Genomic DNA, 26,953 nt, shown 5'->3' with positions numbered 1-26,953 from the left:
AACCTCCGGTTTGAATGAGTGAAACAGCCAGGCTGATTAAACATATAACCAGCAAAGCAAAAGAATTATTAGCCGCAATCATAGATCAACCCTTAATCAATAACGTGACCTTGATCAAATCCATTTCATTCGAAAGTAAATTATACTTCAAACGAAAGTTTATTACTCTGGCAGACTGATCATGAACCAAAGACAACAAACGATTTTGCAAAGAGTAAATGACAACAAACGAGTCAGTGTCAGCGAATTAGCCCAAGTAACCCATGTATCAGAAGTCACTATTCGGCAAGATCTCAATCTGCTGGAAAAACGGGGTTTACTCAAGCGCGTGCATGGCTTTGCTGTCGCCCTTGAAAGTGATGATATTGATGTTCGCATGATGCGCCATTTTTCCGTGAAGCAAAAACTGGCTAATCATGCCGCCTCGCTGGTCAACGACGGTGAGACAATATTTATTGAAAGTGGCAGCAGTAACGCTCTCCTGGCCCATCAACTGGCAAAACGCCCCGGCATCACATTAGTGACAGTGAGCGGCTATATTGCACGACAATTAAAAGACTCAGCTTGTGAAGTTATTCTATTGGGCGGGATTTATCAGAAGAAAAGTGACAGTATGGTTGGCCCACTGACACTACTGTGCTTACGTCATGTGAATTTCAGTAAGGCATTTATCGGTATCGACGGTTACCAGATGGGTACCGGATTTACTGGGCGTGACGTGCTGCGGGCCGAGGTTATTAATAGCGTATTAGCCAAAGGTGCAGAAAACATCATACTGGCGGATGCATCAAAATTTGGTCAGGTGCATCAAAATCTGTTGACCCCGATATCTACCGTCAACAGAGTCATCACGGATAATCGCCTACCCACAGCTTACCGACAGCAGTTGATGACTCAGGGAATTCAGGTCGACATCCTAAGCGAATAAAACACATATACTCTAAATAATTCGAGTTGCAGGAAGGCGGCAACAGAATGAACCCAAGGAGTTGAGATAACTCAATCACTTGGGTAAGTGATGGCAGCCAACGCACATGCAGCTTGAAGTATGACGAGTTAACGGAGCAGCAATGGCAGAAATCACTTTCACCCGCGAACAAACTCAGCGCATGACATACAAGCTTCAACGTTATTTGGAACAAGAGCACAATATTGAGTTAGAAGATTTTGACGCCGAATTCTTACTGCAATTTATCAGTCGAGAATTGGGTGCACATTTTTACAATCAGGGTATCAATGATGCAATCGCACAAGTCGAAGCAAAAATACTGGATATTAGCGACTCGATATTATGGTTGGAAAAACCCGTGCAAGACTAAACACGGGCGGCGGCTAAACGCAGTTTTTATTGCCCATAATAGGCATTTTTCCCGTGCTTGCGCAGGTAGTGTTTATCCAGCAATTGGGGCTGCATATCCTGCAGTTGCGGGTTTAACTGGCGTGAGAAGATCCCCATATAAGCCAGCTCTTCTAGCACAACTGCATTGTGTACCGCATTATCAGCATCGGTTCCCCAGGCAAATGGCCCGTGTGAATTCACCAGAACGGCGGGCACATCTTCGGGTTTAATACCTCTATCAACGAATGTCTCGACAATGACATTACCTGTCTCCCATTCATAACGGCCAGCAATCTCTTCTGGTGTCATCAGGCGGGTACAGGGGATTGCGCCATAGAAATAATCCGCATGCGTGGTGCCCCAAGCAGGTAAATCTAAACCAGCCTGCGCCCATATAGTGGCGTGGCGTGAATGCGTATGTACGATACCGCCGATTTGAGGGAAATTAAGGTAAAGCACCCGATGTGTGTCGGTGTCCGATGAAGGCTTCTTGCTGCCCTCCACCACTTTGCCGGTTTCCAACTCCACGACCACCATATCATCCACCGTCATCACGTCATACTCAACGCCAGAAGGCTTAATCACCAAGAGGCCTTTTTGACGATCGACAGCACTGACATTTCCCCAGGTGAAAGTGACCAGATTATGGCGTGGCAGTGCCAGATTAGCAGCAAGCACCTGCTGCTTCAGTTCGTTGAGCATTATAGTATCCTGAATAACTGAATTTGTTTCATTTTCAGCGCCACAGGGGGGAACAGGTATGGGAGAAATAGCTATAAACTGCGTGCGGATTGGCTGGAAAGTGAAGTCTGAGAGATGGGCTGCCCATGTAATCTGATTTTGTTGAGTACAGACAATGAGTTAATTGTGCCAGTGGCTTCAGATAATCCTTAATTAAACCTTTAACCGAGTTAAATTAGGACTATTTACCTACTAAATGAATTACAGGCGTTTATACTTAATTCTATTGATGAAGAAACGCGTTCTCAATATTAATTCCAAATTCAAATCAAAATAGCGTTTTTATTCTAAGTACAAATGGAATGTGCTGACGCTTAATATTAATATAATACCTATACTGATTAAGGTAAGTTTAATTCAGTATGGATTTGTACTAAGCCAACGTGAGGATAATAATTATGATGATCAATAAGAAATTTGCGACTGCCGCATTGGCACTAACGCTGGCCCTATCACTATCTGCATGTTCCAACATGTCCAAACGTGACCGTAATACCGCAATTGGTGCTGGTGCTGGTGCAGTAGGTGGTGCCGTATTGACAGGCAGTACCTTAGGGACGCTAGGCGGTGCTGCTGTTGGTGGGGTTATTGGCCATCAGGTCGGCAAATAAACTTATCCTTCGTTCTTGAAACTGTAGCGTTGTTGGCGGCTCTCATGCACCCGAATTACTGACATAAGTCAGCTCATCGGGATTTATTCGTTTGCCGCCTAGCTACAGTCTCAATTGCTTTGGATATTTTGTTTTATTCTTGAAACCTTAGCGATAACAAAGTTGACTGACGGGGAAATGTGCCGAATGGGTCGTAGCAGCGTAAGCTGCTGGAGCGCCCATCGGGGCAGTCACCCCGTCAAACTCCACTCAATAAAGCAAAGTGTTATAATTTCTCTCACCCACCCGCCAGCTTAACTTTCATCCCTTTGGCTTCGAGCAGTTGCTTAAGCAGATCGCGTTTATCTCCCTGAATCTCAATGACTCCATCTTTAATCGAGCCACCGCAACCGCACTTCTTCTTCAATTCTGCTGCCAGTTTTTCCAGCATTTCATCACTGCCATCAATACCGGTAATCAAACACACGCCCTTGCCTTTACGGCCGCTGGTTTGACGCTGGATGCGAACAATACCATCGCCTTTAGGCCGCTGCGGTTTGACCTCAGGCTCAGTGATACGCCCGGTATCAGTTGAATAGACCAAACGGCTATTATCATGACTCATTTTGCCCCCTTACCCAAAGAGGCCAGAATGTCGGTTAATGTTTTTTCCGGGTCGGGGGATTGGGTGATCGGACGCCCTATCACCATATAATCCACACCCGCCGCAACAGCTTGTTCTGGCGTCATAATACGGCGCTGATCGCCAGCATCACTGCCCTCCGGGCGGATCCCAGGCGTCACCAGTTTGAAATCCTCACCACACACCTGCTTTAAGCGCACAGCTTCGTGGGCAGAACACACTACGCCATCTAAACCACAATCCCACGTTAATTTCGCCAACCGCTCCGCATGTTCAGCTGGGGTGATATTAATACCAATATCACGTAAATCTTCGCCATCCATGCTGGTTAGCACGGTCACGGCAATAAGTAGTGGTGCTTGTTGGCCAAAGGGCAATAGCGCTTCTTTTGCTGCAGTCATCATACGCATCCCCCCAGTGGCATGGACATTGACCATCCACACCCCCAGTTCCGCCGCCGCCGCAACCGCACGGGCGGTAGTGTTAGGAATATCGTGGAATTTCAAATCCAGAAAGACCTCAAAGCCGCGCTGATGAAGGTCTCGAACAAATTGGGGGCCATATAAAGTAAACATCTCTTTGCCTACTTTTAATCGGCAATCTCGTGGGTTAACACGATCAGCAAAAGCTAACGCCGCGTCTTTATTGGCATAATCCAGTGCAACAACGATCGGGGAAGATATTGAGCCACTGCTATTAGTTTTAGTTGCAGACGTCATTTTCAAGCCTTTTTCAGTCAATTAATCATGATAACAGTGACATTCTACAGGGTGTGCCACTGAAATTACAGCCGTCGGGAAGTGTGAGTTTGACCGCTCTTTGTCAGGCTTTATTTGGTTACGTAGGTTTATGCAAAGCAGGCATATTCCTTATACCCGTAGTTAAGTAAAAAAGTTTCAAGAAAGGTAAAGTCTAATTCAAAAAATTTGATGATAAAAATCAATTTTTTGTGATTTTATTTAAATAACCGTGCGCTATCATGTACCCCATCGCAAGACATTGATTGTCTATATCATGATTTAAATAACAATTTGTTATTTAAATGGTTAATATGTAACTGGAGTTTTACATGAAAAATATTAAATATATTATCCCTGCATTGGCTCTTTCTTTCGCATCCTTTGCCAGTGTTGCTGCCACACAAATCCAGCATGCCCCAGCAACAGGCTTAAGTGAGATTGGCACCGTGACCGCCAGCAATGCCGGTACATTAACAGAATTAGAAAACGCACTGTCGAAAAAAGCAGATGAAGCCGGCGCAACCTCATACCTGATAACCTCAGCAACCGGCAATAACAAATTGCACGGTACGGCAGTTATTTACCGCTAAGTGACAAAGGGGAAAAGTGGTTTCAGCACTTTTCCCCTATAGTTGTAGCGGCTCGCAATCAGCGCAATCTCAGGCTCAGATTAAGTGACAATGAAAAATGTCATATCGCGAGCCCCACAGCAAGCATCCTGTCCCGCAGCTCTGCCGTTCTGGCCGGGTCGAATTAATGGTTGAACATGGCCCTGATTCCTGCCGGTTTGGCATCAAAATGCGCCACCCTGTCTTTCAGTCGATAACTTCACCAGCGGTGTGGCCAGAGCATGGATACGATCTGCTTTACCGCGCCTGAACGTCCGGTAACGGTGTAGCGGCGCTGGCCCAGCGGATTACCATACCCAGGTGGCAGTGAGACTTAATAAAATCGCCTTTTGGGATCTGATTGTGGATACGTTGGAAGGATTGGTAAAGTTGAGGTTTGAGGCACAGTTGTGAGTAAAGTGTCGTACAAACGCCCGACACTTCATTCAAGCTGGCATTATGCGTAGTATATTGAAAGTATTCTTTGTTATCGGATGTCTCTCATGGCTTACTCTATCGGCGAATTTGCCCGGCTTTGCGGAATAAACGCAACCACATTACGCGCCTGGCAGCGTCGTTACGGCCTGCTTAAACCGATGCGCACCGATGGTGGGCATCGCCAGTACAGTGATGATGATGTCCAGCAGGCGCTCAAAATTCTCGACTGGGTAAAAAAAGGGGTAACCATCAGCCAGGTAAAACCCCTGCTCGCGCGCCCGGCAGAAGGTCCGACAAACAACTGGCTTACTCTGCAAGAAAAGATGTTGCAGTTGCTCAAAGAGGGAAAAATCGAATCGCTGCGCCAGCAGATTTACGTTTCTGGCCGCGAATATCCTCGCCCTGAGTTGGTCACGGAAGTGCTGCGTCCGCTGCGCAGTAAAGTCTCTGCCAATATTCCAGCGATGATGACCCTGCGCGAAATCCTGGATGGCATCATCATATCCTATACCTCATTTTGCCTCGAAAGGGACAAAAAAACCGTAGGGGATAAATATCTGATCACCGGCTGGTACCTATCAGACCCGTGCGAAATCTGGCTGGAAGCGCTCAGGCGTACTGGTCAAGGGCAGCACATTGATGTCCTTCCCGTTCCGCCTGCCAGTCTGGCTCCTGAGCTGTTTCCTGAAAGAAAATGGCTGCTTGTCATGACAGGGAAACTTACCCCCGCCCGCAAACAACAGATTGAACAGTGGCAACAACAGGTGATGTCTCTTGAGGTCATTACACTTTGACGTTGTTCTTGCGTTAATTATCACCAAAGTTTGAATATTTATTTTTCACAGGGATGCTATCTTTTCCCTGTGTGTTTAACCCTTACAGGAAATCATGATGATAAAAGCTACCGGTATTATTCTGCTAACCTCTCTGGCAATGGCTCCTGTCGCATTCAGTGCCCCAACAGGCACGCTGAGCGTCCATATTCTGAACCAACAGACAGGTATTCCTTCGCCGAATGTCACCGTCTCGCTTGAAAAAGAGCAGCAAAATAGCTGGGTCACGCTGGCTAGCGGTAAAACGGACGAAGATGGGCGAATTAAATCTCTATATCCACAGGACCAGGATATGCTGCCGGGAATTTATAAAGTGACCTTCAAAACCGGTGACTATTTCCACCAACAGAAGCAAACGTCGTTCTTCCCAGAGATCCCTGTGATGTTTACCGTCACTAAGACCAATGAAAAACTGCACATCCCACTGCTGTTAAGCCAGTATGGATACTCTACCTACAAAGGAAGTTGAAGATAAAGCATGCTCATGTTGCGCAGTCAACAGTATGAGCATGCAAGCTTAATACGTTGAAGCTACTGAGAAAATAATTATCACCCTTCCAAAGTTGGACAAACCACAGTAATTGTGTAATTTTTAACTGTGCAGTAACGCTACGTTGTTCACTCTCAGGTGAGACTCATGAGCTCTATGTCATCCATCATCAACCGGTTTGTTGATTACTACAGCAAGCTGGATAACCAGCCGCCATCCGCGTTGGCGGAGATCTATCATGCTGATGCCAGGCTGAGCGACCCGTTTGGCGAGCATCAGGGTCTTTTGGCGATCCAGCGTTACTTCATTCATCTATTGGCCAATGTTAAGCATTGCCGCTTTACAATCGATCCCCCCCTCTGCGAAGGTCATCGTTTTGCCGTAACCTGGGCAATGCATTGGTCTCACCCACGCATTTCAGGGGGAGAAACGCTAGTCCTCACAGGATGCTCACTCGTCGATGCGCAGGACAACCTGATTATTCGCCAGCGTGATTACTACGATGCTGGGGAGATGATCTACGAACATCTTCCCCTTCTTGGCTGGGCGGTGCGAAGTGTCAAAAGGAGAATGCGCTCATGATGACTGTCCTCATCACCGGCGCAAGCTCCGGTATTGGTGCCGGGCTCGCGAAGTCCTGGGCCGATGACGGCTGCCAAGTTATTGCCTGCGGGCGAGACAAGGCCAGGCTGGAAGCACTTCAGCAGTACAACCCGAATATCACATTACGCGTGTTCGATATGACAGACAGGGAGGCCTGCCGTCTAGCACTTGCAGATTGCACTGCCGATCTGACCGTCCTTTGTGCGGGAACCTGCGAATACCTGGATCAGGGTGTGGTGGATGCCGCTCTGGTGGAACGTGTGATGAGTACCAACTTCCAGGGGCCAGTGAACTGTCTGGCCGCACTTCAGACCCAGCTCCTTCCAGGAAGTCGTGTGGCGCTGGTCAGCTCAATGGCGCACTGGCTGCCGTTCCCACGAGCAGAGGCGTATGGCGCGTCAAAAGCCGCCCTCACCTGGTTTGCCAATAGCCTGCGCCTTGACTGGGAACCCAAAGGCATTGCCGTCACGGTTGTTTCACCTGGCTTTGTAGATACGCCGCTTACCCGTAAAAATGATTTTGCCATGCCCGGCCAGGTGAGCGTCGACGATGCCGTGAAGGCTATCCGTCGCGGGCTGGCGAAAGGGAAAAAGCACATCGCCTTTCCCACCGGATTCAGCCTGGCCATGAAGCTGCTTTCAGGGCTCCCCAATTTCCTTCAGCGCAGACTGTTACGCAGGATGGTTCGCTCATGAAAATCGCCATTATCGGCAGCGGTATTGCAGGGCTCACCTGTGCCTGGCGGCTGGCTGGGCATCATCAGGTTACGCTTTTCGAAGCGGAACCCACGCTGGGTGGACATACCGCTACGGTGGATGTCAGCACGCCGCAGGGCACGTATGCCATTGATACCGGCTTTATCGTCTACAACGACCGTACCTATCCGCGCTTTATGGGCCTGCTCAGCGAGCTGGGCATCAGCGGGCAAAAAACGCAGATGAGCTTCTCCGTACATAATCCGCAAAGCGGGCTTGAGTATAACGGTCACACCCTCACCTCGCTGTTTGCACAGCGCCGTAACCTGGTTAATCCGGCGTTTTGGGGGCTGCTGCGAGATATCGTGCGCTTCAACCGCTTGGCAAAAGAGGCGTTGGCGGGCGACGTTAACGAAAATGCCACGCTGCAGACTTTTCTCGAACAGCACCGATTCAGCACGTTTTTCGCGCGTCATTATATCCTGCCAATGGGGGCTGCCATCTGGTCCTCGTCGCTGCAGGAGATGCGCCGCTTCCCACTTCCGCTGTTTTTGCGCTTCTTTGAGCATCACGGTCTGCTAGACGTTACCCACCGTCCACAGTGGTATGTGGTGCCGGGCGGTTCTCGCGAGTACGTCTGCGCTATTTTGACCCAGTTGGGTGACCGCCTGACTCTGCACCTCAACGCTCCGGTGCAGCAGGTCGTCCGCCACACCGACGGTGTTGAAATCCACCTTGCGCAGTCGAAACACTCGTTCGACCAGGTGATCTTCGCCTGTCATTCGGCACAGGCGCTGGCGATGCTTGCTCATCCAACTCCTGCAGAAAGCGAGGTTCTGGGCGATATTGACTGGCAACATAACGAGGTGGTTTTGCACAGAGATCCACGATGGCTGCCGGTGCGCGAGCGTGCCTGGGCAAGCTGGAACTATCGCCTGAGCGAACGGGATCAAGCCAGCGCCTGCGTCACCTACAACATGAATATCTTGCAAGGGTTACCTGAGGGTAGCCCCCTGTTCTGCGTCACCCTGAACCCGGAAACGCCGGTAGACGAGCGCTACGTCTGGAAACGCTTTGTCTACGAGCATCCGCTGTTTAACCCGCAAAGCTGGCGCGCTCAGTTGCGCCGTAGCGAGATTAACGGCCACCAACGGAGCTGGTTCTGTGGCGCTTACTGGTACAACGGCTTTCACGAGGATGGAGTGCGCAGCGCGTTGGACGTGGTGAAAGGGATCGCTGCTGGAGAGGACCTGTAAGATGAACAGCTGTCTTTACCAGGGTGTGTTACGCCATCGTCGCTTCCAGCCGAAATCACACCATTTTCGCTATAACGTGTTTATGGCCTGGATCGATCTGGACGAGCTGGATGTGCTGCCGTCGGTGGGGATCCGGCGTAATCGATTTGCCGCAGCCGCCTTCCATGATGCGGATTACCCACTCGGCATACCGCTTAAAGAGAACGCTCTTGACCGGCTGCAAGTCCTAACAGGGGAACGTCCTGATGGCCGCGTCATGCTCCTGACCCAGCTTCGTTATTTCGGCTTCCATTTTAATCCGATCAATCTCTACTACTGCTATGACAGTACGGGCATCCTGCGCTGGATATTGGCCGAAGTGCGCAACACCCCGTGGAACGAGCGCCATTACTATGCGGTGGATGGCCAGGCGGCTCGCCCGCAGCCGAAAACCTTTCATGTTTCCCCATTTAATCCGATGGATATGGTCTATCACTGGCGCTTCAATGCTCCCGGTAAAACGCTGCATATGCATATCGAAAATCATCAGGAATCAAAGGTGTTCGACGCCACGCTCGCGCTTCGCCGTGAGCACCTAACGCGCGCGACCCTAAGATCGATATTGCTGCGCATACCGCTGATGACCCTGAAAACCGTCCTGGCAATTTACTGGCAAGCGTTACGGCTGTGGCTTAAACGCGTGCCATTGTACAACCATCCCGTCAGAAGGAGTTAGCGCTCATGACCGATCCTGCCTTTGCGCTTGAATCCGATATCCCTCGTAACGCCCGTATCGCGCGCTGGCTACTCTTTCGTTTGCTGAGCGGTATCCGCGAGGGTTCACTCACCGTGCGTGAAGGACAGCAGACCCTCCATTTTGGCGATGAGTCCTCCACGCTGCGTGCTGAAGTGCAAATCCTCGCGCCGGGTGTTTACTGGCGTCTGCTCACCGGCGGCAGCCTCGCCGCGGCAGAATCTTGGATGGAGGGTGAGTGGGAGACGCATCAGTTAACCCCGCTTTTGCAGATCTTGGCCCTCAACGGCAAGGTGCTGGGAAGGCTGGAAAGTGGCTTTCGCCTGCTGGGCAATCCCTTGGAGCGGCTTCGTCACTGGACGCGGCGTAACTACCGCAAACAGGCGCGAGAAAACATCTCCGCTCATTACGACCTGGGTAACGAATTCTATGCGCACTTTCTCGATGAAGATCTGCTCTACTCCAGCGCACTGTTCACGGCCGACGATCAGGCTCTTTCCCAAGCCCAGCAGGCAAAAATGGCGCGCCTGTGCGAACAACTGACGTTGACCGCAAGCGATCACCTGCTGGAAATCGGCACCGGCTGGGGGGCAATGGCGGAATACGCCGCCCGTCACTACGGCTGCCGCATCACTACCACGACGCTGTCGCAGGAGCAATACATCTGGGCTACAGAGCGGATTGCCCGCGCAGGATTGCAGGACAGAGTTCAGGTTCTGCTGTGCGACTACCGTGACCTGACCGGGAAATTCGACAAACTGGTATCGGTTGAGATGATTGAAGCCGTGGGTAAACGCTACCTGCCGGATTTCTTCCGCACCTGTCAGGCCCGCCTGCGCCCGGGCGGCAAAATGGTGATTCAGGCCATCACCATTCAGGATCAGCGCTACCGCGACTACAGTAAAAGCGTCGATTTTATCCAGCGCTACATCTTCCCCGGCGGGTTCCTACCGAGCATCACGGCAATGAGTGAACTGATGACGCGTCACACCGATTTTGTCGTCCGTAATCTGTTCGATATGGGGCCAGACTACGCCCGCACGCTGGCGCACTGGAGGCAGCGTTTTCTGCACGCCTGGCAGGATATTGAAAAGCTCGGTTTTGATGAAAGGTTCCGCCGTATGTGGCTCTACTACTTTGGCTACTGCGAAGCCGGTTTTAACGCGCGCACCATCAGCGTGGTGCAGCTGACCGCAGAGCGCGTATGAACCGCTCTGTGCAGGTCGTGCTGATGACTCTAGCGTTCGATCTCTACTGGACGCTGGTAGTGTTGTTTCGCGAACGTGGCCTGTTTCTGTGGCTCGCCCTGGCGATCCTGGCCTGTCTGATGCTGTCGCCTGCACACCGTGTTTACGCCCTGCTGCTGGCCGCGGTGGGCAGCGGTCTCGATGCCCTCTGGGTGCTGACGGGGCTGATCGGCTTTAACAGCGACGCGCTGTTGCCCCTGTGGATGATGGCGCTATGGTTGATGTTCGCCACCGTCTGGACCCACTTGACCCTCACGACCACACTGCCGGGGTGGATACTGACTGTGCTGGCTACCGCTGGCGGTCCCGCAGCGTATGTGATTGGCGGACATCTGGGGGCCATTACTTTCCGGGAGCCGACCTTTATCGTCGTCAGTTGGATGGCTCTGGGTTGGCTGGTTCTGATGCTGTTGTTCTATATTCTGACGAGGAGGCGGCAATGAGAACCTCTTTACTGATGCTGCTGTGGTTGGCGGCCGTCGCGCCCGTCGCCCATGCGGCCGACTGGTTAAGCTGGCGCAAAGTGGGTGATGCCAGCCTGACATGGGGGCCGTTTACCGTTTATACCTCCCAACTGAGTACCCCGGATGGTCGCTATCACGGGCCAGAGCAGGATCAGGCGCTGATTATTACCTACAAACGCGACATCGATCGTGAACAGTTGGTCGAAGCCACCCGTGACCAGTGGCGGGCGCAGGGGATTCTGGAGCGCGAACCACAGAGCGCAGCATGGCTGCACATGCTGCAGTCACTCTGGCCGGACGTCACGTCGGGCTCGCAGCTTACCTTTGTTCTTAAGGATAAGCTGGGGCAGTTCTGGTATCGCGCCTCAGGGGCAGAACAAAGCTTTACCCCGCTCGGCCCCAGTCAGTCTGCGGCCTTCAGTATAAACTTTCTGGCCATCTGGCTCGATCCCCATACGCAATATTCCGAACTACGTCAGCAGTTGATCGGAGGTGAAAAATGAAACGCATTCTGACACTTGGCCTGACGCTGATGCTGCTTCTGGTGGGGTGTAGCACAGACATCAGCGACTACCGGCATCAACAACCGCCGCTCGATATCTTCCACTACTTCCAGGGGAAAACAGAGGCATGGGGCATGGTACAGGACCGCAGCGGAAAACAGCTGCGCCGCTTCCACGTGGAAATCAGCGGCAATGTCATCGGCGACACGCTGACGTTAAATGAACACTTTGTCTATGACGATGGCGAGAAGCAGCAACGGGTGTGGCATATCCGGCGTGTCGGCACCAATCGTTACGAAGGCACCGCAGGTGATATTGAAGGTGTTGCCAGTGGCGTGGCAGAAGGCAACGCCTTTAACTGGCGTTACAGCATGAACGTGAAAGCCAATGGCAGTACCTGGCTGCTTCACTTTGATGACTGGATGTACCTGCAGGATGACACGCATCTTTTTAATAAAACAGAGATGAAGAAATTCGGCATCACTGTCGGTCAGGTCACGCTTTTCTTCACCCGAAAAGAACAGTAAGAGGATCTCGATATGAATAATCAACCCATCATTGGGATCAGCGGATGCTTAACCGGCGCGACCGTACGGTTTGACGGTGGACATAAACGCATGAGCTTTGTCATGGACGGGCTGGCGCAGTGGGTGACTTTCAAACCCGTCTGCCCGGAGATGTCCATCGGTCTGCCCTCTCCCCGTCCGGCACTTCGCCTGGTTCAGACCGCCGATGGGGATTTCCGGCTGCACTTCAGCCAAGCGCCACACGACGATGTGACTGAGAAAATGGCCGAATTCACGGATTCCTATCTCTCACGTTTGGGCGAACTGTCGGGCTTTATCGTCTGTGCCAAATCGCCGAGCTGCGGTATGGAACGCGTGCGGTTGTACGATGAAAAAGGCAATCGCGGGCGTAAAGAAGGCATAGGCATCTTTACCAAGGCGCTGCTAGAGAAATACTCGTGGTTACCCGTCGAAGAAGATGGCCGCCTGCACGACCCGGTGCGGAGGGAAAACTTTGTCGCGCGCATCTTCGCCCTGCACGAATTGAATACCCTGAAAGCCAACGGCCTGACCCGCCGTGCGCTGCTCGACTATCACAGCCGGTACAAACTCCAGTTGCTGGCGCACCATCAGGTGGGTTATCGAGAAATTGGACCGTTTGTCGCCTCGTTGCACGAGTGGGAAGACCTGGACGCATTCTTCGTGGCTTATCGCGAAAAACTGATGACGATCTTGAGAAAACCCGCCTCGCGCAAGAATCACACCAACGTGCTGATGCATATTCAGGGGTATTTTCGTAACCAGCTGAACTCGCGTCAGCGCGGCGAGCTGAATAATGTGATCCTCCACTATCGCGAGGGGTTGCTGCCAATACTCGCGCCGTTAACACTGCTTAAGCATTATTTGGGCGAATACCCAGACAGCTACCTGCTGACGCAAAAATACTTTGACCCCTATCCGCATAATTTGGCTTTACGGCTGACGGTTAATTAAGGGGGCATGAGGGGTGTAGCACCAATACGATAATGTCCCCTTTTAGCCGTTTAGAAATATCACTTTTTGCGCATAAAGGATAAAACCTATGCTGCAACAAGGACATCCTGATGCTGGTGACGATGTCAGATGAAGAATTAAATCGAGTTAACGTCATTCAGGCGGTATGTGAAAAACGGCTCAGGCGGCGTGATACAGCTGCTCAGAAGGAACTGACTGAACGGCAGGATTCCGGGTCAATCACCCGAACGATGCACTGACGGGGACAATGCAGTTCGAATGGGTACCTCATGATATTGGTGTTAACCTCATCTGCGCCAAGTGTCCCCAGGCGAAAGGCCGGGTTGAATGGGCTAGACAGGCTTCGTCTCGACGGCATCAGCAGCAATTGGAGTAGGATAAAATGGATGAGCTGGAGCGTCAGGATAAACACAGCCGGAGTAAATCGATGCCAAGACGCCGGGCACAGGCCAGAATTCAGGAACAACTGCGAGCCGTCAATCCAGTACGGATCAATTCCTATGAGTTTAAAGCAAACCTGAAAAAGTAGAATATTTAGGCTTGCTCTACGGGATTTTCACTGCACAACTCAAGCAACGTTACTGGTGTCAGTTGCACATACTCTTAATCTGTGACCATCAGGATCTGTTGCAACAAATGTATAGCCAAATTCAAGGTCTGTTGGCTCGAGTTCGAATTCAATACCAAGAGTTTTCCATTCCTGATATATCAAATCGACATCGTTACGGGAAACATCAGATTGACAAATTTCAAACCCACCAAAATGAGGCTGGGGTTTGGGGTCAATTCCCGCCTTGGACTGGATGCCTAAAATAAAGTCTGTGCTGAGAGCGAAAACAGAGAACTCCTCATAGGTTTCCAAAGGCTCAGACTTCAATATTTTTCTGTAGAATTCAGTACTTAGAGATACATCATCAACATAGATAATTAAGCTATTTGGTCTAAACATGCCACGTCCTTATATCAGGTTTTAATTGCACATATTATACGCCTACTCATCTTGAAAAGTGACATTTCTACTTTTCGGGATTGGGTGACATTTTAAACTTGCAATAACAATAGGAGATACTGATCAGGGGGTTGCTGTTGCCACTGCATACAACACCAGCAGGTCAGCCATTCAGCACTTTAACCTTCATTGAGCTTTAGTACTGCATCCATGCAGTGACTATATTGAATAGCAATGGTACGAGGAACTCACATTGAGGAGGCGCTTGGAAAATATCCCACGTTAAGACTGTTTTCTAATTCTAAGCAGGCAACCACGTTAGCGCATCGCCTACAAAAACCACGCCACTCTCCTTTCATTCCACAGGTATACATCAAAACAGTCCAGCATCATGGCCACCCGCTTTGCTATAAAACCGCCATACCAGTAATACGCGGTGCGGGGTATGTTCAGCCAGCGGCTCTTCGCAATATGACCTGTAGCGGCTGCATGCTGTACCTCGATAATGGCTGGTGGCAAAAAGCCATGTATTCCAGAATGAAATGCAGGCACTGCATATTGACTGGCAGACGCATATGTCAGGAGGTTTCCCAGAATAGAAACAAACTCAACGGTTCCGAGTGTCGTGTTCCGTTTTGCGCGCAGGGAGGTTGAGGATCAGATGTGCGAATATGCCCCCGACCAGCCCCCAGAATGCGGAGCCGACCCCAAACAACGTCACGCCAGAAGCCGTTATCAAAAACGTGATAATCGCTGCGTCACGCTGACGCTCATTTTCCAACGCACGATACAAACTGCCCGCAATGGTGCCAAGTAAGGCCAGACCAGCAATAGTATGGATTAGCGCTACCGGCAGTGCAGTAAACACCATACCGATTGAGCCACCAAACACACCGGCGATCAGATAGAACACCCCAGCAGCGACCGCCGCCATATAACGTTTTTTCGGATCAGGATGGATATCTTGTCCCATGCAGATCGCCGCCGTAATCGCTGCGATACAGACGGTAAACCCGCCGAACGGTGCTAAAACCAGCGCGGTGAGTGCTGTCCATGAAATCAGGGGGGAAACAGGTAGATTGTAACCATGCGCTTTCAGCGTAGCGATGCCCGGTGCATTTTGTGAGGCCATTGTCACCACGAAAAACGGAACTCCGATACCGAGAAGAGTTGAGATCGTAAAATGCGGCATGACAAATACAGGGGTAGCAAAGGTCAACGTCTGGCCATGCAGTGCAATATTGCCCTGTAATCCGGCCACAATCAGCCCGGCAACCAGTGCCAGAACAATCGCATAACGCGAAAACGTTCGTTTTGCCAGCAGATACACCAGACACATAGCGCCAGCTAGCGCGAAATTACTTTGCAACGAGGTAAAAGCATCCAGCCCAAACCGCAACAAAATCCCGCCCAACATCGCCGCCGACAGTGCCTGAGGAATATAACGCATCAGTCTGGCGAATAACCCGGTCACACCACACAGCAGAATAAGCCCAGTAGCAAACACAAACACCCCAATAGCTTCATTGACCGATGTACCAGGCAAGCTGGTCACCAGCAACGCAGCACCAGGCGTTGACCAGGCAGTGACCACTGGCGTGCGGTAATAGAGCGATAACCCTATGCTAGTCACCCCCATTCCCAGCCCTAGCATACTCAGCCAACCACCAATTTGTGCCACACTGGCACCGGCCGCTTCCGCTGCTTGAAAAATTATTGCCGCAGAGCTGGTATAGCCGACCAAAACAGCCACAAAACCGGCGATTACTGCAGAAAAAGTTAAATCTTGCAAACGGAAACGCGATGCCATCGGGGAAAATCCTTCTGATTATCGAACGCAAGCGGTATGCTGTCGTGCGTTATAACGTATATTTATCGTGCTCACCATATCACTGTACGTTATAACGCACAATTGTATTCGATGAAGAATTGCATTCAATAAAAAGTACCGCCACAGGAGTCAAGATGAAAGAACTCGCCCACCATATTGGCAACCAACTGAAAAATGTTCGCCGCGAACGAGGCTGGAGTTTGAGCCAGACGGCGGAGCGAACCGGCGTCAGTAAAGCGATGCTGGGGCAAATTGAACGCGGCGAATCCAGCCCAACAGTGGCGACGCTGTGGAAAATCGCCAGTGGTCTCAACGTCTCTTTTTCACAATTTCTTGAAACACCGCCGGCGCAGTCTGCTGCGTTACACCGTCACGGCTTACTCACCACGTTCAATAGCGAAACGTCAGGGATGCGTGTCGTACCGCTGTTTCCTTATGACGCTACACTGCGCATGGATATGTTTGTTATCGACCTTGAACCAGGTGGATGCAGTGAGTCAACACCACACGAAGCTGGCGTGATTGAGCATGTGATTGTCATTGAAGGGGAGCTGATACTCACCGTCGATGGCGTGACCCGAAGGCTGACTACCGGTGAGGCACTGCGGTTTGCGGCTGATTGCCCGCACACCTATCGCAATGAAAGCGACCATTCTGTGCGTTTCCACGACCTGATACATTATCCGCACACTCGCCCGTAAGCTTCATTCATCTTCAGCGTAACGGGTCCTGGCATCGGTTACGCCAAACTATAATCTTTCATCACTTCAGGTCACCTAACCTTCTGCCATTGTATATGTCTGAAAAGGCTCAATGTGAATTTTTTGTGACAATTGTGTTATCCCCTAGACAGTTTCGCTTCCCTCGCTTAGCTTGGTATTTTCCCCTAAGTTGAAGGTTATATGATGAGCGAAATATCTACCTTAACCATTAAAATCCCGCTGGAATTAAAAGAGAAAATTAAAGCTGCTGCCCTAGAAAAACAGTTTTCTCTCAGCACCGAAGTCTGCGAAAGATTAGAAAAAAGTTTTGAGGTTGATGTTAAAAACGGTAAGGGCAGCCGCAAAGACGCCAAACTACATCACAACGAGATTGATAACCAAGGCGTGGAAGAGATTTCAGAACAGCCGTTGAGCCAGAAAGAATTGAAGAAACTGCGCCAATTGCTAAAAGCGCCGCAGAAGAAAAAATAGATCATAAATCACTGTCGGGTGATTCAATTCACCCGATATCCCTGAATAACCGACAACTTATTGACCATCCAACCCTCTAATAGGTTTAACAGACGCCCAGGCACGACAAGACGGGCAATGCCAATAGAGTGAGTGCGCGGTGAAACCACACTTATGGCAGCGATAACGCGGTTTGGTACGAATTTGCTCGCCAACCATATCGCGCAACAGCAGTAAACTCTCTTTCGCGCGCCCTTCTTCGGCATCAGCCAGGTGATAGTCCATCAACCGATAGAACACGCGCATGGTTGGATGGCGTTGCAATTGGCGATTAATATAGTTTTGCGCTACATCTCGGCCTTCATGCTGTTCAAGGATTTCCGCCAACATTAACTCAGCCGTCGCGCCAGTATTATCTTCAACACAGCGTTTCAGGAAATTAGCCCAGGCTTCAGGTTGTTGTAGGTGTTGATAGCATTCACTCAGCATCGGCAATGCTTCGCTGACCACCTCTTTATCTTGCTCCAGCACGCGCTCCAGCGCTTCCACGCCCTTCGCATACTCACCCTTGGCCAGGTACACCCGACCTTGCATGATGGACACTCTGGCACACTGTTTGTCTGCTGAGGCCGCTTTCTTCAACAGACTCATTGCTTTATCGAGATCATCACTGCCCATCGCTTGCAGCGCCAATTCACAATAAAAATGAGCAATTTCCAGTCGCTGATTATCTTTACCCATCTTGACCAGTTTTTCTGCCACTTCGATGGCATTGTTCCAATCACTGGTCGCCTGATGGATAACTAATAACTGCTGTAATGCGCCAAGCCGGAAATCTTGTTCCTCAACCAATTGGTTGAACATATCCTCCGCCCTGTCATATAACCCCGCAGCCATGTAATCGCGACCCAACTGCTGGACGGCCAGCAATCGTTGTTCAAAGGTCAGAGAGGCACTCTCCATCAAGGCTTGATGGATGCGGATAGCTCGGTCAACCTCACCACGAGAGCGGAACAGATTACCTAACGTCAGATGTGCTTCAACTGTTGAACTATCTTCTTTCAGCATTTCAAGAAACAGATCAACCGCTTTGTCTTGCTGGTTTGAGAGGAGGAAGTTAACCCCGGCCACATATTCACGAGACAGGCGGTTAGCATCCTGCTGCTTATCCTGCTGAGCACTTCTACGCCCCATATACCAACCATAGGCAGCAGCGACCGGTAACAGCAGAAACAGCATTTCTAACATAGAAAATTATTCCTTGCCGACAGCAGGTGTGGATGCAGTCGCACTGGGTTCAATCGGTAGCTCTTGCTGCGATTCAAGGCGTTTAATTTTCCGCTCTGCACGACCCAATAAAATTCGAATCCGCAGATAAAAAAGTCCACAAATAATCCATCCCATAACCAAACCTGCGGCAAACAGCGTCGCCAACAAGGTAGATACCCGATATTCGCCCTGAGCCAATAAATAATTGAAAGTAACAACCTGATCGTTATTTGCTCCGAGCGTGACTGATATCACAAAAATGACGAGCACTAACAAAAAAATCAGCAAATATTTCACGTTTTTTCCTAAAGGCCGAATCAACCTGATGAATTATGCCAAAAATGTGGCGTCCTTACTTAACAAATTAGCACTTCCTTACCCCGCAAAGAAACCCTGCACCAAGATAAAGCGCCGAACTGATGCTCAATAGAGATTATTTTAAGCAACTTAATTGCGAATAGTTAATTAAGAATAAGAATCAATTAACTATTTTGAGTCATTATCGCGCGTTTCAATCTCTTGCAGTTCTTGCGGTGGAATATTCAACGGGCCGAACCACCGTTGCACCAAACTGCATACCATCGCGACTAATAAACCGCTAATTATCGTAGCCGCCATTAAATCGACTGGCCAATGCATACCTAACACCAGACGGCTCATCATGACACCCTGCGCCCAGAGCATCAGTAAAATAACCGTTTTGTAATGTCGACGGGGCCAGAGTAATCCGACGGCCAATAACGCCCAACTGGCGGCAAAAACCGTGTGGCCGGAAGGAAAGGCAAAACCCGTTTCAAACTGCCAGTGACTGCTCAACCACGAAGGGATCGCAGATTGATTCTGTAATTGTTGCTCAATCAACTTGCTACGTTCAACACGCGGTAAAGAATAGAAAAAATGGTTATCGATATGATGCTCAGCTTCGAGCCACACCACAAATGGCCGTGGCTCTTGTACCTGTTCCTTAATCAGCGATTTCACTCCCTGCCCGACAACAATAACCACGCTGAGTATAACCAACAGCCCGATAGCCGGTTTGAGGCGAAAACGCAGACACCACAAAAACCAGCCACTGAGTAATACGCTAGTTACTATGCCCCACGGCGCGGTCACCGTCTCTGTTACCCAAAACAGCCCTTTTAACCAGCGTTCACCGCCCCCCGGCTGCCACTGCCAACCCGAGAGCCAAATGACAAAGGTTGGCAGCAGTAAAATAAGTGATCCCAGAGTAATGCGTTTTGTTATATTCCACATTTGCTGCCCTTTCTTTCTGGCAATATCCACTACATATTACCCTCGGTAATAGTACGATTTATATAAGCGCTATATCTATATAATATAAGTATCGCTAACTATTGATAACATACACAAATTTTTGTCATTATTAAAATAAGTCTTAAATAGACATTCTCACTGACCTTATTGCTGCTTTGTTGAACAGCAGCATGTCAAAAGTTATGGCAATATAGTTAATAATGATCACATAAAATTTTTTATTTAACCTTATGCCCTAAAACAAAAGGGTGTATCAGGCATTCACGGTAGGATATGCGATAACCTATCTAAGGGTATAAAGTTATAATATGAACAGTAAGATGCAGCTAAAACGTGTAGCAGAAGCCAAATTACCGACCCCATGGGGTGACTTCCTAATGGTCGGTTTCGAAGAATTAGCCACCGGTCATGACCATTTGGCATTGATTTTTGGTGATATTAGCACCGATGAGCCCGTACTCTCCCGTGTTCACTCTGAGTGTCTGACGGGCGATGCCCTGTTTAGCCTGCGTTGCGATTGTGGTTTCCAGTTAGAAGCGGCACTGGCACATATTGCCGAAGAAGGCCGTGGTGTACTAATTTATCATCGTCAGGAAGGCCGTAATATTGGTTTACTGAATAAGATCCGCGCTTATGCTTTGCAAGACTTAGGCGCCGACACCGTTGAAGCAAATCACCAACTCGGTTTCGCTGCCGACGAACGCGATTTCACCCTGTGTTCTGATATGTATAAGTTATTGGGTGTTAAGGCCGTGCGCTTGCTGACCAATAACCCTAAGAAGGTCGAAATTCTCTCTGAAGCCGGGATCAATATCGTCGAACGCGTTCCGCTGATTGTAGGACAAAATCCTAAGAACGAGCACTATATGGCGACCAAAGCTGCCAAGATGGGCCATTTATTGACCAAGTAATAACCTGCCGTTCAGCTTGAAGACAACGTCAAATGAAAGAGAATCGTGCCGTTGGGGCCATAACGACGTGCCCCAACGGCGCGGTAAACCTTTCAGTCACTTCACCAAATCGTGACACTGTCACGAAACTATCAGTTTATTACAACATTTTGCGGATCACATAATGCAGGATGCCGCCATTTTCGAAATAGACCAATTCATTACCTGTATCAATACGGCAACGAGTATCAACTTTTTGTTGCCGCCCATCTCCATAAGTAATGGTCACAGAGACAGTTTGCCCCGGAGCCAAACTCTGTAACCCACTGACACTAATAGATTCATCACCGGTCAGGCCCAATGTTTTACGATTGACACCTGGCGGAAACTCCAACGGCAGAATTCCCATTCCGATTAAGTTAGAGCGGTGAATACGTTCGAATGATTCGGCGATAACAACGCGTACTCCCAGCAACCTCGGCCCCTTAGCTGCCCAGTCACGGCTAGAGCCTGAGCCATATTCCTTTCCGGCAATCACTGCCAGCGGCACATTCTCTTGCTGATAACGCATCGCAGCATCATAGATAGCCATTTGATTTTGAGATGGAATATGGCGAGTGATCCCCCCCTCGACACCGGGCACCATTTCATTACGAATACGAATATTGGCAAAGGTTCCGCGCATCATCACTTCATGATTACCGCGACGAGAGCCGTAGGAGTTAAACTCTTTAATCTCCACGCCGCGATCACGCAAATAGCGGCCTGCCGGGCTGTCCAGCTTGATATTCCCCGCAGGAGAAATGTGATCGGTAGTGACGGAATCGGCCAAAATAGCCAGAATACGGGCGTGATGGATATCCTGCACCGGTTCGGGCAATGCTTTCATATCACTGAAGAAAGGGGGCAAACGGATATAGGTGGAATCACTCTGCCAATCATAAGTGGGGGTGCTATCGACTTGAATGCTCTGCCACTCTTCATCACCATCAAACACCGCAGAATACTCTTTGCGGAACATGTCTGTTTTCACTTCTTCAACCGCTTTGGCGATTTCAAGGCCGGTCGGCCAGATATCTTTCAGATAGACCGGATGACCCTGAGGATCGTTGCCCAACGAATCTTGCGTCAAATTGACATTCATGTTCCCCGCCAAGGCATAAGCAACCACCAGTGGTGGCGAGGCCAGCCAGTTGGTTTTGACCAAAGGATGAATACGCCCTTCAAAGTTGCGATTGCCGGAGAGCACAGCACCCACCGTTAAATCACCCTCTTTGATGGCTTTTTCTATTGGTTCTGGCAATGGGCCGGAGTTACCTATGCATGTCGTACAACCGTAGCCCACTAGATTAAAGCCCAAATTATCCAGATAAGCGGTTAAACCGGCTGACTTAAGATATTCAGTGACGACTTTCGAACCTGGAGCTAACGACGTTTTCACCCATGGCTTGGTTTTAAGCCCTTTCTCTGCAGCTTTTTTGGCCAGTAAACCGGCCGCCATCAATACGCTGGGATTAGAGGTATTAGTACAGGAGGTAATGGCTGCGATGACCACTGCGCCATGTTCTAACTCGTGGGTTTTTCCTTCCAGAGTGAAGGACACATGACTCACTTTGTCTTTTTTGCTATTAACTTCCAGTTCTTCAAAAGCATTAAACGCCAAAGGTACTTTAGGCAAAGCAACTCTGTCTTGCGGTCGTTTTGGCCCCGCCAGACTGGATTCTACCGTACTCAGATCAAGTGATAGCTGGCTGGTAAACACCGGCTCATCCCCCGGATGACGCCATAATCCTTGAGCTTTGCTATATGTTTCCACCAACGCTATCTGTTCATCACTACGGCCACTTAAACGCATATAGCCCAAAGTGACATCATCAACCGGGAAGAAGCCGCAGGTGGCACCATATTCCGGTGCCATATTGGCAATAGTGGCACGATCCGCCAGGGGTAAATCCGCCAGACCATCACCGTAAAACTCGACAAACTTCCCCACCACGCCATGTTTTCTCAGCATCTGCGTCACTGTCAGCACTAAATCAGTAGCCGTGATCCCTTCCCGCATCTTGCCGGTCATTTTGAAACCGACAACATCAGGGATAAGCATGGATACAGGCTGACCCAACATTGCAGCTTCTGCTTCAATACCACCCACGCCCCAGCCCAGAATCCCCAGTCCATTAATCATGGTGGTGTGAGAGTCGGTTCCTACCAGGGTATCTGGATAAGCTATCTCCTTACCTCCCTGCTGTTCATGCCAGACGGTTTGCCCCAGATACTCCAAATTCACCTGATGGCAAATCCCGGTACCCGGCGGCACGACGCGAAAACGGCTAAACGCTTTTTGCCCCCAGCGCAGGAAGATATAACGCTCATGATTACGTTCCATTTCTAATCGGACGTTTTCACCAAATGCCGCTTTATCACCAAACTCATCGACAGTCACCGAGTGGTCGATCACCAAGTCAACCGGAGATAACGGGTTAACCTGCGCTACATCACCGCCAAGACGTTGCACCGCTTCGCGCATCGCGGCCAAATCTACTACTGCCGGAACACCGGTAAAATCTTGCATTAAGACGCGGGCGGGCCGATAAGCAATTTCTTTTTCAGCATGGCCTGTCTGTTGCCACGCTACAATGGCTTTAAGGTCATCCTCCTGAACCTGCTCACCGTCCAGATGACGTAGCAAGTTTTCTAACAACACTTTCAGTGATTTAGGTAATCGGTCGATATCCCCCAGTACTGCCGCCAATTGCGGCAGGCTGTAATAGTGATATTCATGATTGAGGGCGACCAACCTGGCCATACTCGTTTTTCGCAAATCCAACGACATAGCGCCTCCATTATTTCTTATCGTGTTCTAAGCCACATTCATCATCACAAGGCTATTCCCTTGAAATTATGAGGTCTAGATTAAATATAACACAAAGAAACATTAACATTTTGGCAACAATGGCGATTGCTTGTAGCGATAGGTGGAACCGATGTTAATGGCGGTACGATAAAATTTAGTGAACCATCACGGTACTTACTACCCCTATTTCAGATATTGATTTATTTATATTCATCCTTATCAACCACTGATAAATAAGAATATATTCATGCTTCAGGCGAAAGCATGAATATATTTTGAAAAGATAGCACTGTATTGTCAGTCGAATAAAGTTAGCCAATGAATATTGACCAGAGTTAAAATAACATTATTTATTATAATATCTTACCCATCAATGATTTCAATTTCTTTTTAATTTCCACCAAAAACTCATCTATTTAAATAATCCTCATGAATTAATTATTTTAAATATTTTTAATGATATTTAATTTGAGCGTCACACTGTTTATTCGTACAGTTAATAAGCTTTTGTTATTAATATATTTAAACACGAAATCAAATATCCTTGTCAATTAATTGAGATTAAATAATGTCAAAAAACACCAAGAAAACATCAGCTTCAGTAGCTTCATTGGCGGCACAAATCCTGAAAGACCCTAATGCTTCTGCTATCGAAAAAAGTCTGGCGGGTTCAGCCCTCTCTCAGACGAACACGGATAATCAAACTGGCGCACATATGGAAGATGTGGCAGCTCAAGTATTGGCAGAACCTAAATCCAGTAAGCTCGCAAAAACATTGGCAGGTTCAGTCCTCGCCCAAGCAAATAAGCAGCGCTAATTATGCAAAATAAACGGTACCGGGGCTTCATACTGCTGACAAAGTCAGATGAGGAAAAATATTGCTGTTATAGGTAACCTAAATCAGTTTGTATCTCAGCAGACCTCTCTCTTGAAATGATGAGGTCTGCATTATTCAACTCAGTCCATATTAGTACAAAACTCTTTCTGTACCCAAAGACTCACACTGCCCCCGTTAACAGGAAATGCGGCCTCGCCGTGATCATCAGTGGTGATAATGGCTGGATGGTTACCGAGGAAATCAGCAAACTCTTTGTTGGCTAAATCCTCCCCTAGATGAATTGTTTTTTCATTTTCCGCACCATTAGAAAGGATAACCACACAACCGGGGTCTTCCTCTGTGCCCGAGCGAACAAAGGCTATACAGTTTTTATCATCAAAGAAGTCAATTTGTGCACCATGCGCGAAACGTTTCCTGGCCTGAATTAATTTTTCCAACTCAGCAATAACGGGCATTTCTATCTGATAAATCCCCCCGTCATCACCGGTATCTTCATAGCTGACACCAAACAAATCAGGATAAAACACGCATGGGATGCCCTGCTCGCGAATTAATATCAATGCATATGCTAGTGGTTTAAACCAAGGCTCAACAGGTGCCTCCAGCGATTGTAGTGGTTGAGTGTCATGGTTTGCGACTAGGGTAATTGTATGCATTGGATCAACTTCAATTAATGTCCCACTGAATATTTGCGTGAGGTCAAAATCCTCACCTTGATTTGAGGCTTCGTGAAACTTGTGATGTAACGCTACATCAAACAACATCGCTAAACCATCAACCCGCTCTAAATATTGTTGTAATTTTTCAATATTCGGAGACCAGTACTCTGCAATTATTAATAAATCATTATTTGCTTTATTTTGTACATGCTGGATCCATTGTTTGAAAAACCATGCTGGAATATGTTTTACGGCATCCAAGCGAAAACCATTAATTGGTAATGTATCTAATAACCATTCCCCCCAATACATTAACTCACCCATAACCGCGGGGTTACGAAAATCAATATCGGCCCCCATCAGATAGTCAAAGTTTCCTAACTCGTCATCAACCTCGGTGTTCCAACCTTCATCACTATAATCATTTATAATCTTGAAAATACCTTCATCTGTTGGGTCTTCGATATGGTCAACACCACTGAAGCACTGCTTATCCCAGATAAAAGATGAATAAGTTTCATTACGCCCCGGAAAAGTGAATCGAGTATAGGCCTGCGCATCGATAATTGATTCATCAATTTCAGTACGGTTTTCAGGATTAACTTTATGGACACTTATCGACTCTTTTTCATCAGCCCCCATTTTATGATTAAGGACAATATCAAATAGGACTTTGATATCCATTTCCTTCAATCGATTAATCGCGTTCAGTAACTCTTCTTTACCTCCGTATTTCGTCGCCCGGGTTCCCTTCTGATCAAATTCACCTAAATCAAATAAATCATAAGTATCATATCCCACGGAATAGCCTCCCGAAGCACCTTTATACGCTGGAGGTAACCAAACATAATTAATCCCGAGATGGCTAATATGTTCTGCTCGCTCAGCAACCTCCTGCCATAATTTACCTCCGTCAGGGTAATACCAATGGAAAAACTGAAAAATTGTGGCGTTTTTCATAGGCTTGATAACTCCATTCTATTGTTTCTCTCATAGTATGGCCCACTTTATAAAATTTGGACTGGCAATAAAGTAATAGACTGTGTATTTCTTTTACTGATGAGCCAATGTGGGTCTCATTTATCTGTCTATTAGGGAGCTTAAATGAATATAGGGGATATCCCATTCGGTATCACTGACTGGTCTACAGTGGACAAAATCGAGCATAAAGGAGATCGAGGCGTTGCATACTGGAGAACGCAGAACTTTAGCAACATCCGGGTTCGGATGGTTGAATACAGTGCGGGATACATAGCGGACCATTGGTGTTCCAAAGGGCATATTTTACTATGTCTAGAGGGCGAATTGAGTACTGAACTGGTTGATGGTCGTATTTTTGTATTAAAAGCCGGTATGAGTTATCAGGTTGCAGACCACGCAGAAGCTCATCGCTCTTCAACAATATCCGGTGCCAAGCTTTTTATTGTTGATTGACTTAAGGCACATTAAGAATCTTATCGCATTATCATATCAGCTAGCAGTCAGTCCTCGACTGTTAGCTGATAGAACACTTTCTTATTGCCCTTTAGGTAACAAATCAACCGGGTTATCCGGAGATAAAGCTCGGATACGGCATCGGGAAATCTCAACCTGGAATAAGGCCATGACTGCAATCATAATCAGGATTTCACCAAATCCACCTTGCTCAGTTGGTTGATTATAAAGGTACTGCAGTATGCCAATAATCCATTTAGACTCAACAAGCACAAAGAATAAAGTAATGGCTAGTGGTGTTCCTTTGCAAAATTAATGGTAATTGTCCGTTTAACTCTT

The 26,953-nt window shown here is 48.6% G+C and carries 30 protein-coding genes and 3 pseudogenes; 21 read left to right on the top strand and 12 right to left on the bottom strand.

Annotated elements, in window-relative coordinates; genetic code table 11:
- Nucleotides 1-181: 181 nt before the first annotated feature.
- Nucleotides 182-928, top strand: a complete 747-nt coding sequence (locus tag ACF3VQ_RS09905; protein WP_392435099.1) for a DNA-binding transcriptional regulator YciT — start codon at nucleotides 182-184, stop codon at nucleotides 926-928.
- Between the two features lie 142 nt (nucleotides 929-1,070).
- On the top strand, nucleotides 1,071-1,319 hold the full coding sequence (locus ACF3VQ_RS09900; protein ID WP_050298177.1) for a DUF2164 domain-containing protein: 249 nt from the start codon (nucleotides 1,071-1,073) through the stop codon (nucleotides 1,317-1,319).
- A gap of 26 nt (nucleotides 1,320-1,345) precedes the next feature.
- On the opposite strand, the gene araD is transcribed toward ACF3VQ_RS09900, so the two are convergent.
- A complete protein-coding gene (araD, locus tag ACF3VQ_RS09895) occupies nucleotides 1,346-2,041 on the bottom strand; it encodes an L-ribulose-5-phosphate 4-epimerase (protein ID WP_392435097.1) in 696 nt (231 codons plus the stop codon).
- 434 nt (nucleotides 2,042-2,475) lie between these two features.
- Here araD and osmB point away from each other — a divergent pair, with 434 nt between their 5' ends.
- Nucleotides 2,476-2,691, top strand: a complete 216-nt coding sequence (osmB, locus tag ACF3VQ_RS09890; RefSeq protein ID WP_392435521.1) for an osmotically-inducible lipoprotein OsmB — start codon at nucleotides 2,476-2,478, stop codon at nucleotides 2,689-2,691.
- A gap of 277 nt (nucleotides 2,692-2,968) precedes the next feature.
- On the opposite strand, the gene yciH is transcribed toward osmB, so the two are convergent.
- Nucleotides 2,969-3,295, bottom strand: a complete 327-nt coding sequence (gene yciH / locus ACF3VQ_RS09885) for a stress response translation initiation inhibitor YciH (RefSeq protein WP_392435095.1) — start codon at nucleotides 3,293-3,295, stop codon at nucleotides 2,969-2,971.
- Entirely contained in the window at nucleotides 3,292-4,032 is a 741-nt protein-coding gene (gene pyrF / locus ACF3VQ_RS09880) for an orotidine-5'-phosphate decarboxylase (RefSeq protein WP_392435093.1), read from the bottom strand. Before pyrF ends, yciH begins: the two co-directional genes overlap by 4 nt.
- 350 nt (nucleotides 4,033-4,382) lie before the next feature.
- Between pyrF and ACF3VQ_RS09875 the strand changes: the two genes are divergently transcribed.
- The gene (locus tag ACF3VQ_RS09875) at nucleotides 4,383-4,643 is read left to right on the top strand and encodes a YdgH/BhsA/McbA-like domain containing protein (protein WP_392435091.1); all 261 of its coding nucleotides are present in this window, start codon (nucleotides 4,383-4,385) and stop codon (nucleotides 4,641-4,643) included.
- 100 nt (nucleotides 4,644-4,743) lie between these two features.
- Here the strand turns inward: ACF3VQ_RS09875 and ACF3VQ_RS09870 are convergent.
- A pseudogene (locus ACF3VQ_RS09870) lies at nucleotides 4,744-4,878 on the bottom strand (hypothetical protein); the annotation flags it as partial.
- 7 nt (nucleotides 4,879-4,885) lie between these two features.
- Nucleotides 4,886-4,966: pseudogene (locus tag ACF3VQ_RS09865) on the bottom strand (hypothetical protein); the annotation flags it as partial.
- A gap of 198 nt (nucleotides 4,967-5,164) precedes the next feature.
- Between ACF3VQ_RS09865 and ACF3VQ_RS09860 the strand changes: the two are divergent.
- The 12 genes and pseudogenes from ACF3VQ_RS09860 to ACF3VQ_RS09805 all read left to right on the top strand — a co-directional run.
- Nucleotides 5,165-5,893 (top strand): MerR family transcriptional regulator, encoded by a 729-nt coding sequence (locus ACF3VQ_RS09860; RefSeq protein WP_392435089.1) that lies wholly within the window; start codon nucleotides 5,165-5,167, stop codon nucleotides 5,891-5,893.
- Nucleotides 5,894-5,987: 94 nt separating this feature from the next.
- Complete coding sequence (uraH, locus tag ACF3VQ_RS09855; protein ID WP_392435088.1) at nucleotides 5,988-6,401, top strand: hydroxyisourate hydrolase; 414 nt, start codon at nucleotides 5,988-5,990, stop codon at nucleotides 6,399-6,401.
- A gap of 168 nt (nucleotides 6,402-6,569) precedes the next feature.
- Entirely contained in the window at nucleotides 6,570-7,004 is a 435-nt protein-coding gene (locus ACF3VQ_RS09850) for a nuclear transport factor 2 family protein (protein ID WP_392435086.1), read from the top strand.
- On the top strand, nucleotides 7,001-7,720 hold the full coding sequence (locus ACF3VQ_RS09845) for an SDR family NAD(P)-dependent oxidoreductase (protein WP_392435085.1): 720 nt from the start codon (nucleotides 7,001-7,003) through the stop codon (nucleotides 7,718-7,720). Before ACF3VQ_RS09850 ends, ACF3VQ_RS09845 begins: the two co-directional genes overlap by 4 nt.
- Nucleotides 7,717-8,976: an NAD(P)/FAD-dependent oxidoreductase gene (locus tag ACF3VQ_RS09840; protein WP_392435083.1), complete on the top strand. Its 1,260-nt coding sequence runs from the start codon at nucleotides 7,717-7,719 to the stop codon at nucleotides 8,974-8,976. The genes ACF3VQ_RS09845 and ACF3VQ_RS09840 overlap by 4 nt, the downstream gene beginning before the upstream one ends.
- Before the next feature lies 1 nt (nucleotide 8,977).
- Nucleotides 8,978-9,691 carry a DUF1365 domain-containing protein gene (locus ACF3VQ_RS09835; RefSeq protein ID WP_392435081.1) on the top strand — a complete coding sequence of 238 codons (714 nt, stop codon included), beginning with the start codon at nucleotides 8,978-8,980 and terminating at the stop codon, nucleotides 9,689-9,691.
- A gap of 5 nt (nucleotides 9,692-9,696) precedes the next feature.
- Nucleotides 9,697-10,917, top strand: a complete 1,221-nt coding sequence (locus tag ACF3VQ_RS09830) for a class I SAM-dependent methyltransferase (protein ID WP_392435079.1) — start codon at nucleotides 9,697-9,699, stop codon at nucleotides 10,915-10,917.
- Nucleotides 10,914-11,399, top strand: coding sequence for a DUF2878 domain-containing protein (locus ACF3VQ_RS09825; protein WP_392435077.1), 486 nt, complete (start codon nucleotides 10,914-10,916; stop codon nucleotides 11,397-11,399). Before ACF3VQ_RS09830 ends, ACF3VQ_RS09825 begins: the two co-directional genes overlap by 4 nt.
- Nucleotides 11,396-11,923, top strand: coding sequence for a hypothetical protein (locus tag ACF3VQ_RS09820; RefSeq protein ID WP_392435075.1), 528 nt, complete (start codon nucleotides 11,396-11,398; stop codon nucleotides 11,921-11,923). Before ACF3VQ_RS09825 ends, ACF3VQ_RS09820 begins: the two co-directional genes overlap by 4 nt.
- Nucleotides 11,920-12,450 carry a DUF3833 domain-containing protein gene (locus ACF3VQ_RS09815; protein ID WP_392435073.1) on the top strand — a complete coding sequence of 177 codons (531 nt, stop codon included), beginning with the start codon at nucleotides 11,920-11,922 and terminating at the stop codon, nucleotides 12,448-12,450. The genes ACF3VQ_RS09820 and ACF3VQ_RS09815 overlap by 4 nt, the downstream gene beginning before the upstream one ends.
- A 12-nt stretch (nucleotides 12,451-12,462) precedes the next feature.
- Nucleotides 12,463-13,422 (top strand): YbgA family protein, encoded by a 960-nt coding sequence (locus tag ACF3VQ_RS09810; RefSeq protein ID WP_392435071.1) that lies wholly within the window; start codon nucleotides 12,463-12,465, stop codon nucleotides 13,420-13,422.
- A gap of 400 nt (nucleotides 13,423-13,822) precedes the next feature.
- Nucleotides 13,823-13,972, top strand: a pseudogene (locus ACF3VQ_RS09805) (ISNCY family transposase); the annotation flags it as partial.
- A 39-nt stretch (nucleotides 13,973-14,011) separates the two neighbouring features.
- On the opposite strand, the gene ACF3VQ_RS09800 reads toward ACF3VQ_RS09805, so the two are convergent.
- Together ACF3VQ_RS09800 and ACF3VQ_RS09795 are read right to left on the bottom strand one after the other, a co-directional pair.
- Complete coding sequence (locus ACF3VQ_RS09800; protein WP_392435069.1) at nucleotides 14,012-14,392, bottom strand: VOC family protein; 381 nt, start codon at nucleotides 14,390-14,392, stop codon at nucleotides 14,012-14,014.
- A 607-nt stretch (nucleotides 14,393-14,999) separates the two neighbouring features.
- On the bottom strand, nucleotides 15,000-16,202 hold the full coding sequence (locus ACF3VQ_RS09795) for a benzoate/H(+) symporter BenE family transporter (protein WP_392435067.1): 1,203 nt from the start codon (nucleotides 16,200-16,202) through the stop codon (nucleotides 15,000-15,002).
- Nucleotides 16,203-16,357: 155 nt separating this feature from the next.
- On the opposite strand from ACF3VQ_RS09795, the gene ACF3VQ_RS09790 reads away from it, so the two are divergent.
- Complete coding sequence (locus ACF3VQ_RS09790; protein ID WP_392435065.1) at nucleotides 16,358-16,924, top strand: helix-turn-helix domain-containing protein; 567 nt, start codon at nucleotides 16,358-16,360, stop codon at nucleotides 16,922-16,924.
- Nucleotides 16,925-17,128: 204 nt separating this feature from the next.
- The gene (locus ACF3VQ_RS09785) at nucleotides 17,129-17,416 is read left to right on the top strand and encodes a hypothetical protein (RefSeq protein WP_392435519.1); all 288 of its coding nucleotides are present in this window, start codon (nucleotides 17,129-17,131) and stop codon (nucleotides 17,414-17,416) included.
- A 57-nt stretch (nucleotides 17,417-17,473) separates the two neighbouring features.
- Here ACF3VQ_RS09785 and lapB read toward each other — a convergent pair whose 3' ends face one another.
- The 3 genes from lapB to pgpB form a co-directional block, all read right to left on the bottom strand.
- Entirely contained in the window at nucleotides 17,474-18,643 is a 1,170-nt protein-coding gene (gene lapB / locus ACF3VQ_RS09780; protein ID WP_392435064.1) for a lipopolysaccharide assembly protein LapB, read from the bottom strand.
- Nucleotides 18,644-18,649: 6 nt separating this feature from the next.
- The gene (locus tag ACF3VQ_RS09775; protein WP_392435062.1) at nucleotides 18,650-18,961 is read right to left on the bottom strand and encodes a LapA family protein; all 312 of its coding nucleotides are present in this window, start codon (nucleotides 18,959-18,961) and stop codon (nucleotides 18,650-18,652) included.
- A 189-nt stretch (nucleotides 18,962-19,150) separates the two neighbouring features.
- Nucleotides 19,151-19,918: a phosphatidylglycerophosphatase B gene (pgpB, locus tag ACF3VQ_RS09770; protein WP_392435517.1), complete on the bottom strand. Its 768-nt coding sequence runs from the start codon at nucleotides 19,916-19,918 to the stop codon at nucleotides 19,151-19,153.
- Nucleotides 19,919-20,259: 341 nt separating this feature from the next.
- Between pgpB and ribA the strand changes: the two genes are divergently transcribed.
- Nucleotides 20,260-20,850 (top strand): GTP cyclohydrolase II, encoded by a 591-nt coding sequence (gene ribA, locus ACF3VQ_RS09765; protein ID WP_050075620.1) that lies wholly within the window; start codon nucleotides 20,260-20,262, stop codon nucleotides 20,848-20,850.
- A gap of 139 nt (nucleotides 20,851-20,989) precedes the next feature.
- Here ribA and acnA read toward each other — a convergent pair whose 3' ends face one another.
- Nucleotides 20,990-23,662 carry an aconitate hydratase AcnA gene (gene acnA, locus ACF3VQ_RS09760; protein WP_392435060.1) on the bottom strand — a complete coding sequence of 891 codons (2,673 nt, stop codon included), beginning with the start codon at nucleotides 23,660-23,662 and terminating at the stop codon, nucleotides 20,990-20,992.
- Nucleotides 23,663-24,251: 589 nt separating this feature from the next.
- On the opposite strand from acnA, the gene ACF3VQ_RS09755 reads away from it, so the two are divergent.
- Nucleotides 24,252-24,500, top strand: a complete 249-nt coding sequence (locus tag ACF3VQ_RS09755) for a hypothetical protein (protein ID WP_392435058.1) — start codon at nucleotides 24,252-24,254, stop codon at nucleotides 24,498-24,500.
- A 140-nt stretch (nucleotides 24,501-24,640) separates the two neighbouring features.
- Here ACF3VQ_RS09755 and amyA read toward each other — a convergent pair whose 3' ends face one another.
- Nucleotides 24,641-26,140, bottom strand: a complete 1,500-nt coding sequence (gene amyA, locus ACF3VQ_RS09750) for an alpha-amylase (protein ID WP_392435056.1) — start codon at nucleotides 26,138-26,140, stop codon at nucleotides 24,641-24,643.
- Between the two features lie 144 nt (nucleotides 26,141-26,284).
- Here amyA and ACF3VQ_RS09745 point away from each other — a divergent pair, with 144 nt between their 5' ends.
- A complete protein-coding gene (locus ACF3VQ_RS09745; protein WP_392435055.1) occupies nucleotides 26,285-26,614 on the top strand; it encodes a DHCW motif cupin fold protein in 330 nt (109 codons plus the stop codon).
- Nucleotides 26,615-26,953: the final 339 nt, after the last annotated feature.

This window comes from Yersinia fenwicki (genome assembly GCF_043099325.1).
Classification (GTDB): Bacteria; Pseudomonadota; Gammaproteobacteria; order Enterobacterales; family Enterobacteriaceae; genus Yersinia.
The sequence above is the reverse complement of the archived record's forward strand: the minus strand, read 5'-3'. Positions and strand labels throughout refer to the sequence as shown.

What these genes read in the sequence shown, in the direction of transcription:
- ACF3VQ_RS09840 (WP_392435083.1), top strand. Translation starts at nt 7,717, where the DNA reads ATGAAAATCGCCATTATCGGCAGCGGTATTGCAGGGCTCACCTGTGCC.
- acnA (WP_392435060.1), bottom strand. Translation starts at nt 23,662, where the DNA reads ATGTCGTTGGATTTGCGAAAAACGAGTATGGCCAGGTTGGTCGCCCTC.
- ACF3VQ_RS09755 (WP_392435058.1), top strand. Translation starts at nt 24,252, where the DNA reads ATGTCAAAAAACACCAAGAAAACATCAGCTTCAGTAGCTTCATTGGCG.
- ACF3VQ_RS09875 (WP_392435091.1), top strand. Translation starts at nt 4,383, where the DNA reads ATGAAAAATATTAAATATATTATCCCTGCATTGGCTCTTTCTTTCGCA.
- ACF3VQ_RS09845 (WP_392435085.1), top strand. Translation starts at nt 7,001, where the DNA reads ATGATGACTGTCCTCATCACCGGCGCAAGCTCCGGTATTGGTGCCGGG.
- ACF3VQ_RS09905 (WP_392435099.1), top strand. Translation starts at nt 182, where the DNA reads ATGAACCAAAGACAACAAACGATTTTGCAAAGAGTAAATGACAACAAA.
- uraH (WP_392435088.1), top strand. Translation starts at nt 5,988, where the DNA reads ATGATGATAAAAGCTACCGGTATTATTCTGCTAACCTCTCTGGCAATG.
- pyrF (WP_392435093.1), bottom strand. Translation starts at nt 4,032, where the DNA reads ATGACGTCTGCAACTAAAACTAATAGCAGTGGCTCAATATCTTCCCCG.
- ACF3VQ_RS09860 (WP_392435089.1), top strand. Translation starts at nt 5,165, where the DNA reads ATGGCTTACTCTATCGGCGAATTTGCCCGGCTTTGCGGAATAAACGCA.
- yciH (WP_392435095.1), bottom strand. Translation starts at nt 3,295, where the DNA reads ATGAGTCATGATAATAGCCGTTTGGTCTATTCAACTGATACCGGGCGT.
- pgpB (WP_392435517.1), bottom strand. Translation starts at nt 19,918, where the DNA reads ATGTGGAATATAACAAAACGCATTACTCTGGGATCACTTATTTTACTG.
- ACF3VQ_RS09825 (WP_392435077.1), top strand. Translation starts at nt 10,914, where the DNA reads ATGAACCGCTCTGTGCAGGTCGTGCTGATGACTCTAGCGTTCGATCTC.
- ACF3VQ_RS09835 (WP_392435081.1), top strand. Translation starts at nt 8,978, where the DNA reads ATGAACAGCTGTCTTTACCAGGGTGTGTTACGCCATCGTCGCTTCCAG.
- ACF3VQ_RS09800 (WP_392435069.1), bottom strand. Translation starts at nt 14,392, where the DNA reads ATGTTTAGACCAAATAGCTTAATTATCTATGTTGATGATGTATCTCTA.
- ACF3VQ_RS09820 (WP_392435075.1), top strand. Translation starts at nt 11,396, where the DNA reads ATGAGAACCTCTTTACTGATGCTGCTGTGGTTGGCGGCCGTCGCGCCC.
- ACF3VQ_RS09850 (WP_392435086.1), top strand. Translation starts at nt 6,570, where the DNA reads ATGAGCTCTATGTCATCCATCATCAACCGGTTTGTTGATTACTACAGC.
- ACF3VQ_RS09745 (WP_392435055.1), top strand. Translation starts at nt 26,285, where the DNA reads ATGAATATAGGGGATATCCCATTCGGTATCACTGACTGGTCTACAGTG.
- amyA (WP_392435056.1), bottom strand. Translation starts at nt 26,140, where the DNA reads ATGAAAAACGCCACAATTTTTCAGTTTTTCCATTGGTATTACCCTGAC.
- ACF3VQ_RS09785 (WP_392435519.1), top strand. Translation starts at nt 17,129, where the DNA reads ATGAGCGAAATATCTACCTTAACCATTAAAATCCCGCTGGAATTAAAA.
- lapB (WP_392435064.1), bottom strand. Translation starts at nt 18,643, where the DNA reads ATGTTAGAAATGCTGTTTCTGCTGTTACCGGTCGCTGCTGCCTATGGT.
- ACF3VQ_RS09815 (WP_392435073.1), top strand. Translation starts at nt 11,920, where the DNA reads ATGAAACGCATTCTGACACTTGGCCTGACGCTGATGCTGCTTCTGGTG.
- araD (WP_392435097.1), bottom strand. Translation starts at nt 2,041, where the DNA reads ATGCTCAACGAACTGAAGCAGCAGGTGCTTGCTGCTAATCTGGCACTG.
- ACF3VQ_RS09795 (WP_392435067.1), bottom strand. Translation starts at nt 16,202, where the DNA reads ATGGCATCGCGTTTCCGTTTGCAAGATTTAACTTTTTCTGCAGTAATC.
- ribA (WP_050075620.1), top strand. Translation starts at nt 20,260, where the DNA reads ATGCAGCTAAAACGTGTAGCAGAAGCCAAATTACCGACCCCATGGGGT.
- ACF3VQ_RS09810 (WP_392435071.1), top strand. Translation starts at nt 12,463, where the DNA reads ATGAATAATCAACCCATCATTGGGATCAGCGGATGCTTAACCGGCGCG.
- ACF3VQ_RS09900 (WP_050298177.1), top strand. Translation starts at nt 1,071, where the DNA reads ATGGCAGAAATCACTTTCACCCGCGAACAAACTCAGCGCATGACATAC.
- ACF3VQ_RS09790 (WP_392435065.1), top strand. Translation starts at nt 16,358, where the DNA reads ATGAAAGAACTCGCCCACCATATTGGCAACCAACTGAAAAATGTTCGC.
- ACF3VQ_RS09830 (WP_392435079.1), top strand. Translation starts at nt 9,697, where the DNA reads ATGACCGATCCTGCCTTTGCGCTTGAATCCGATATCCCTCGTAACGCC.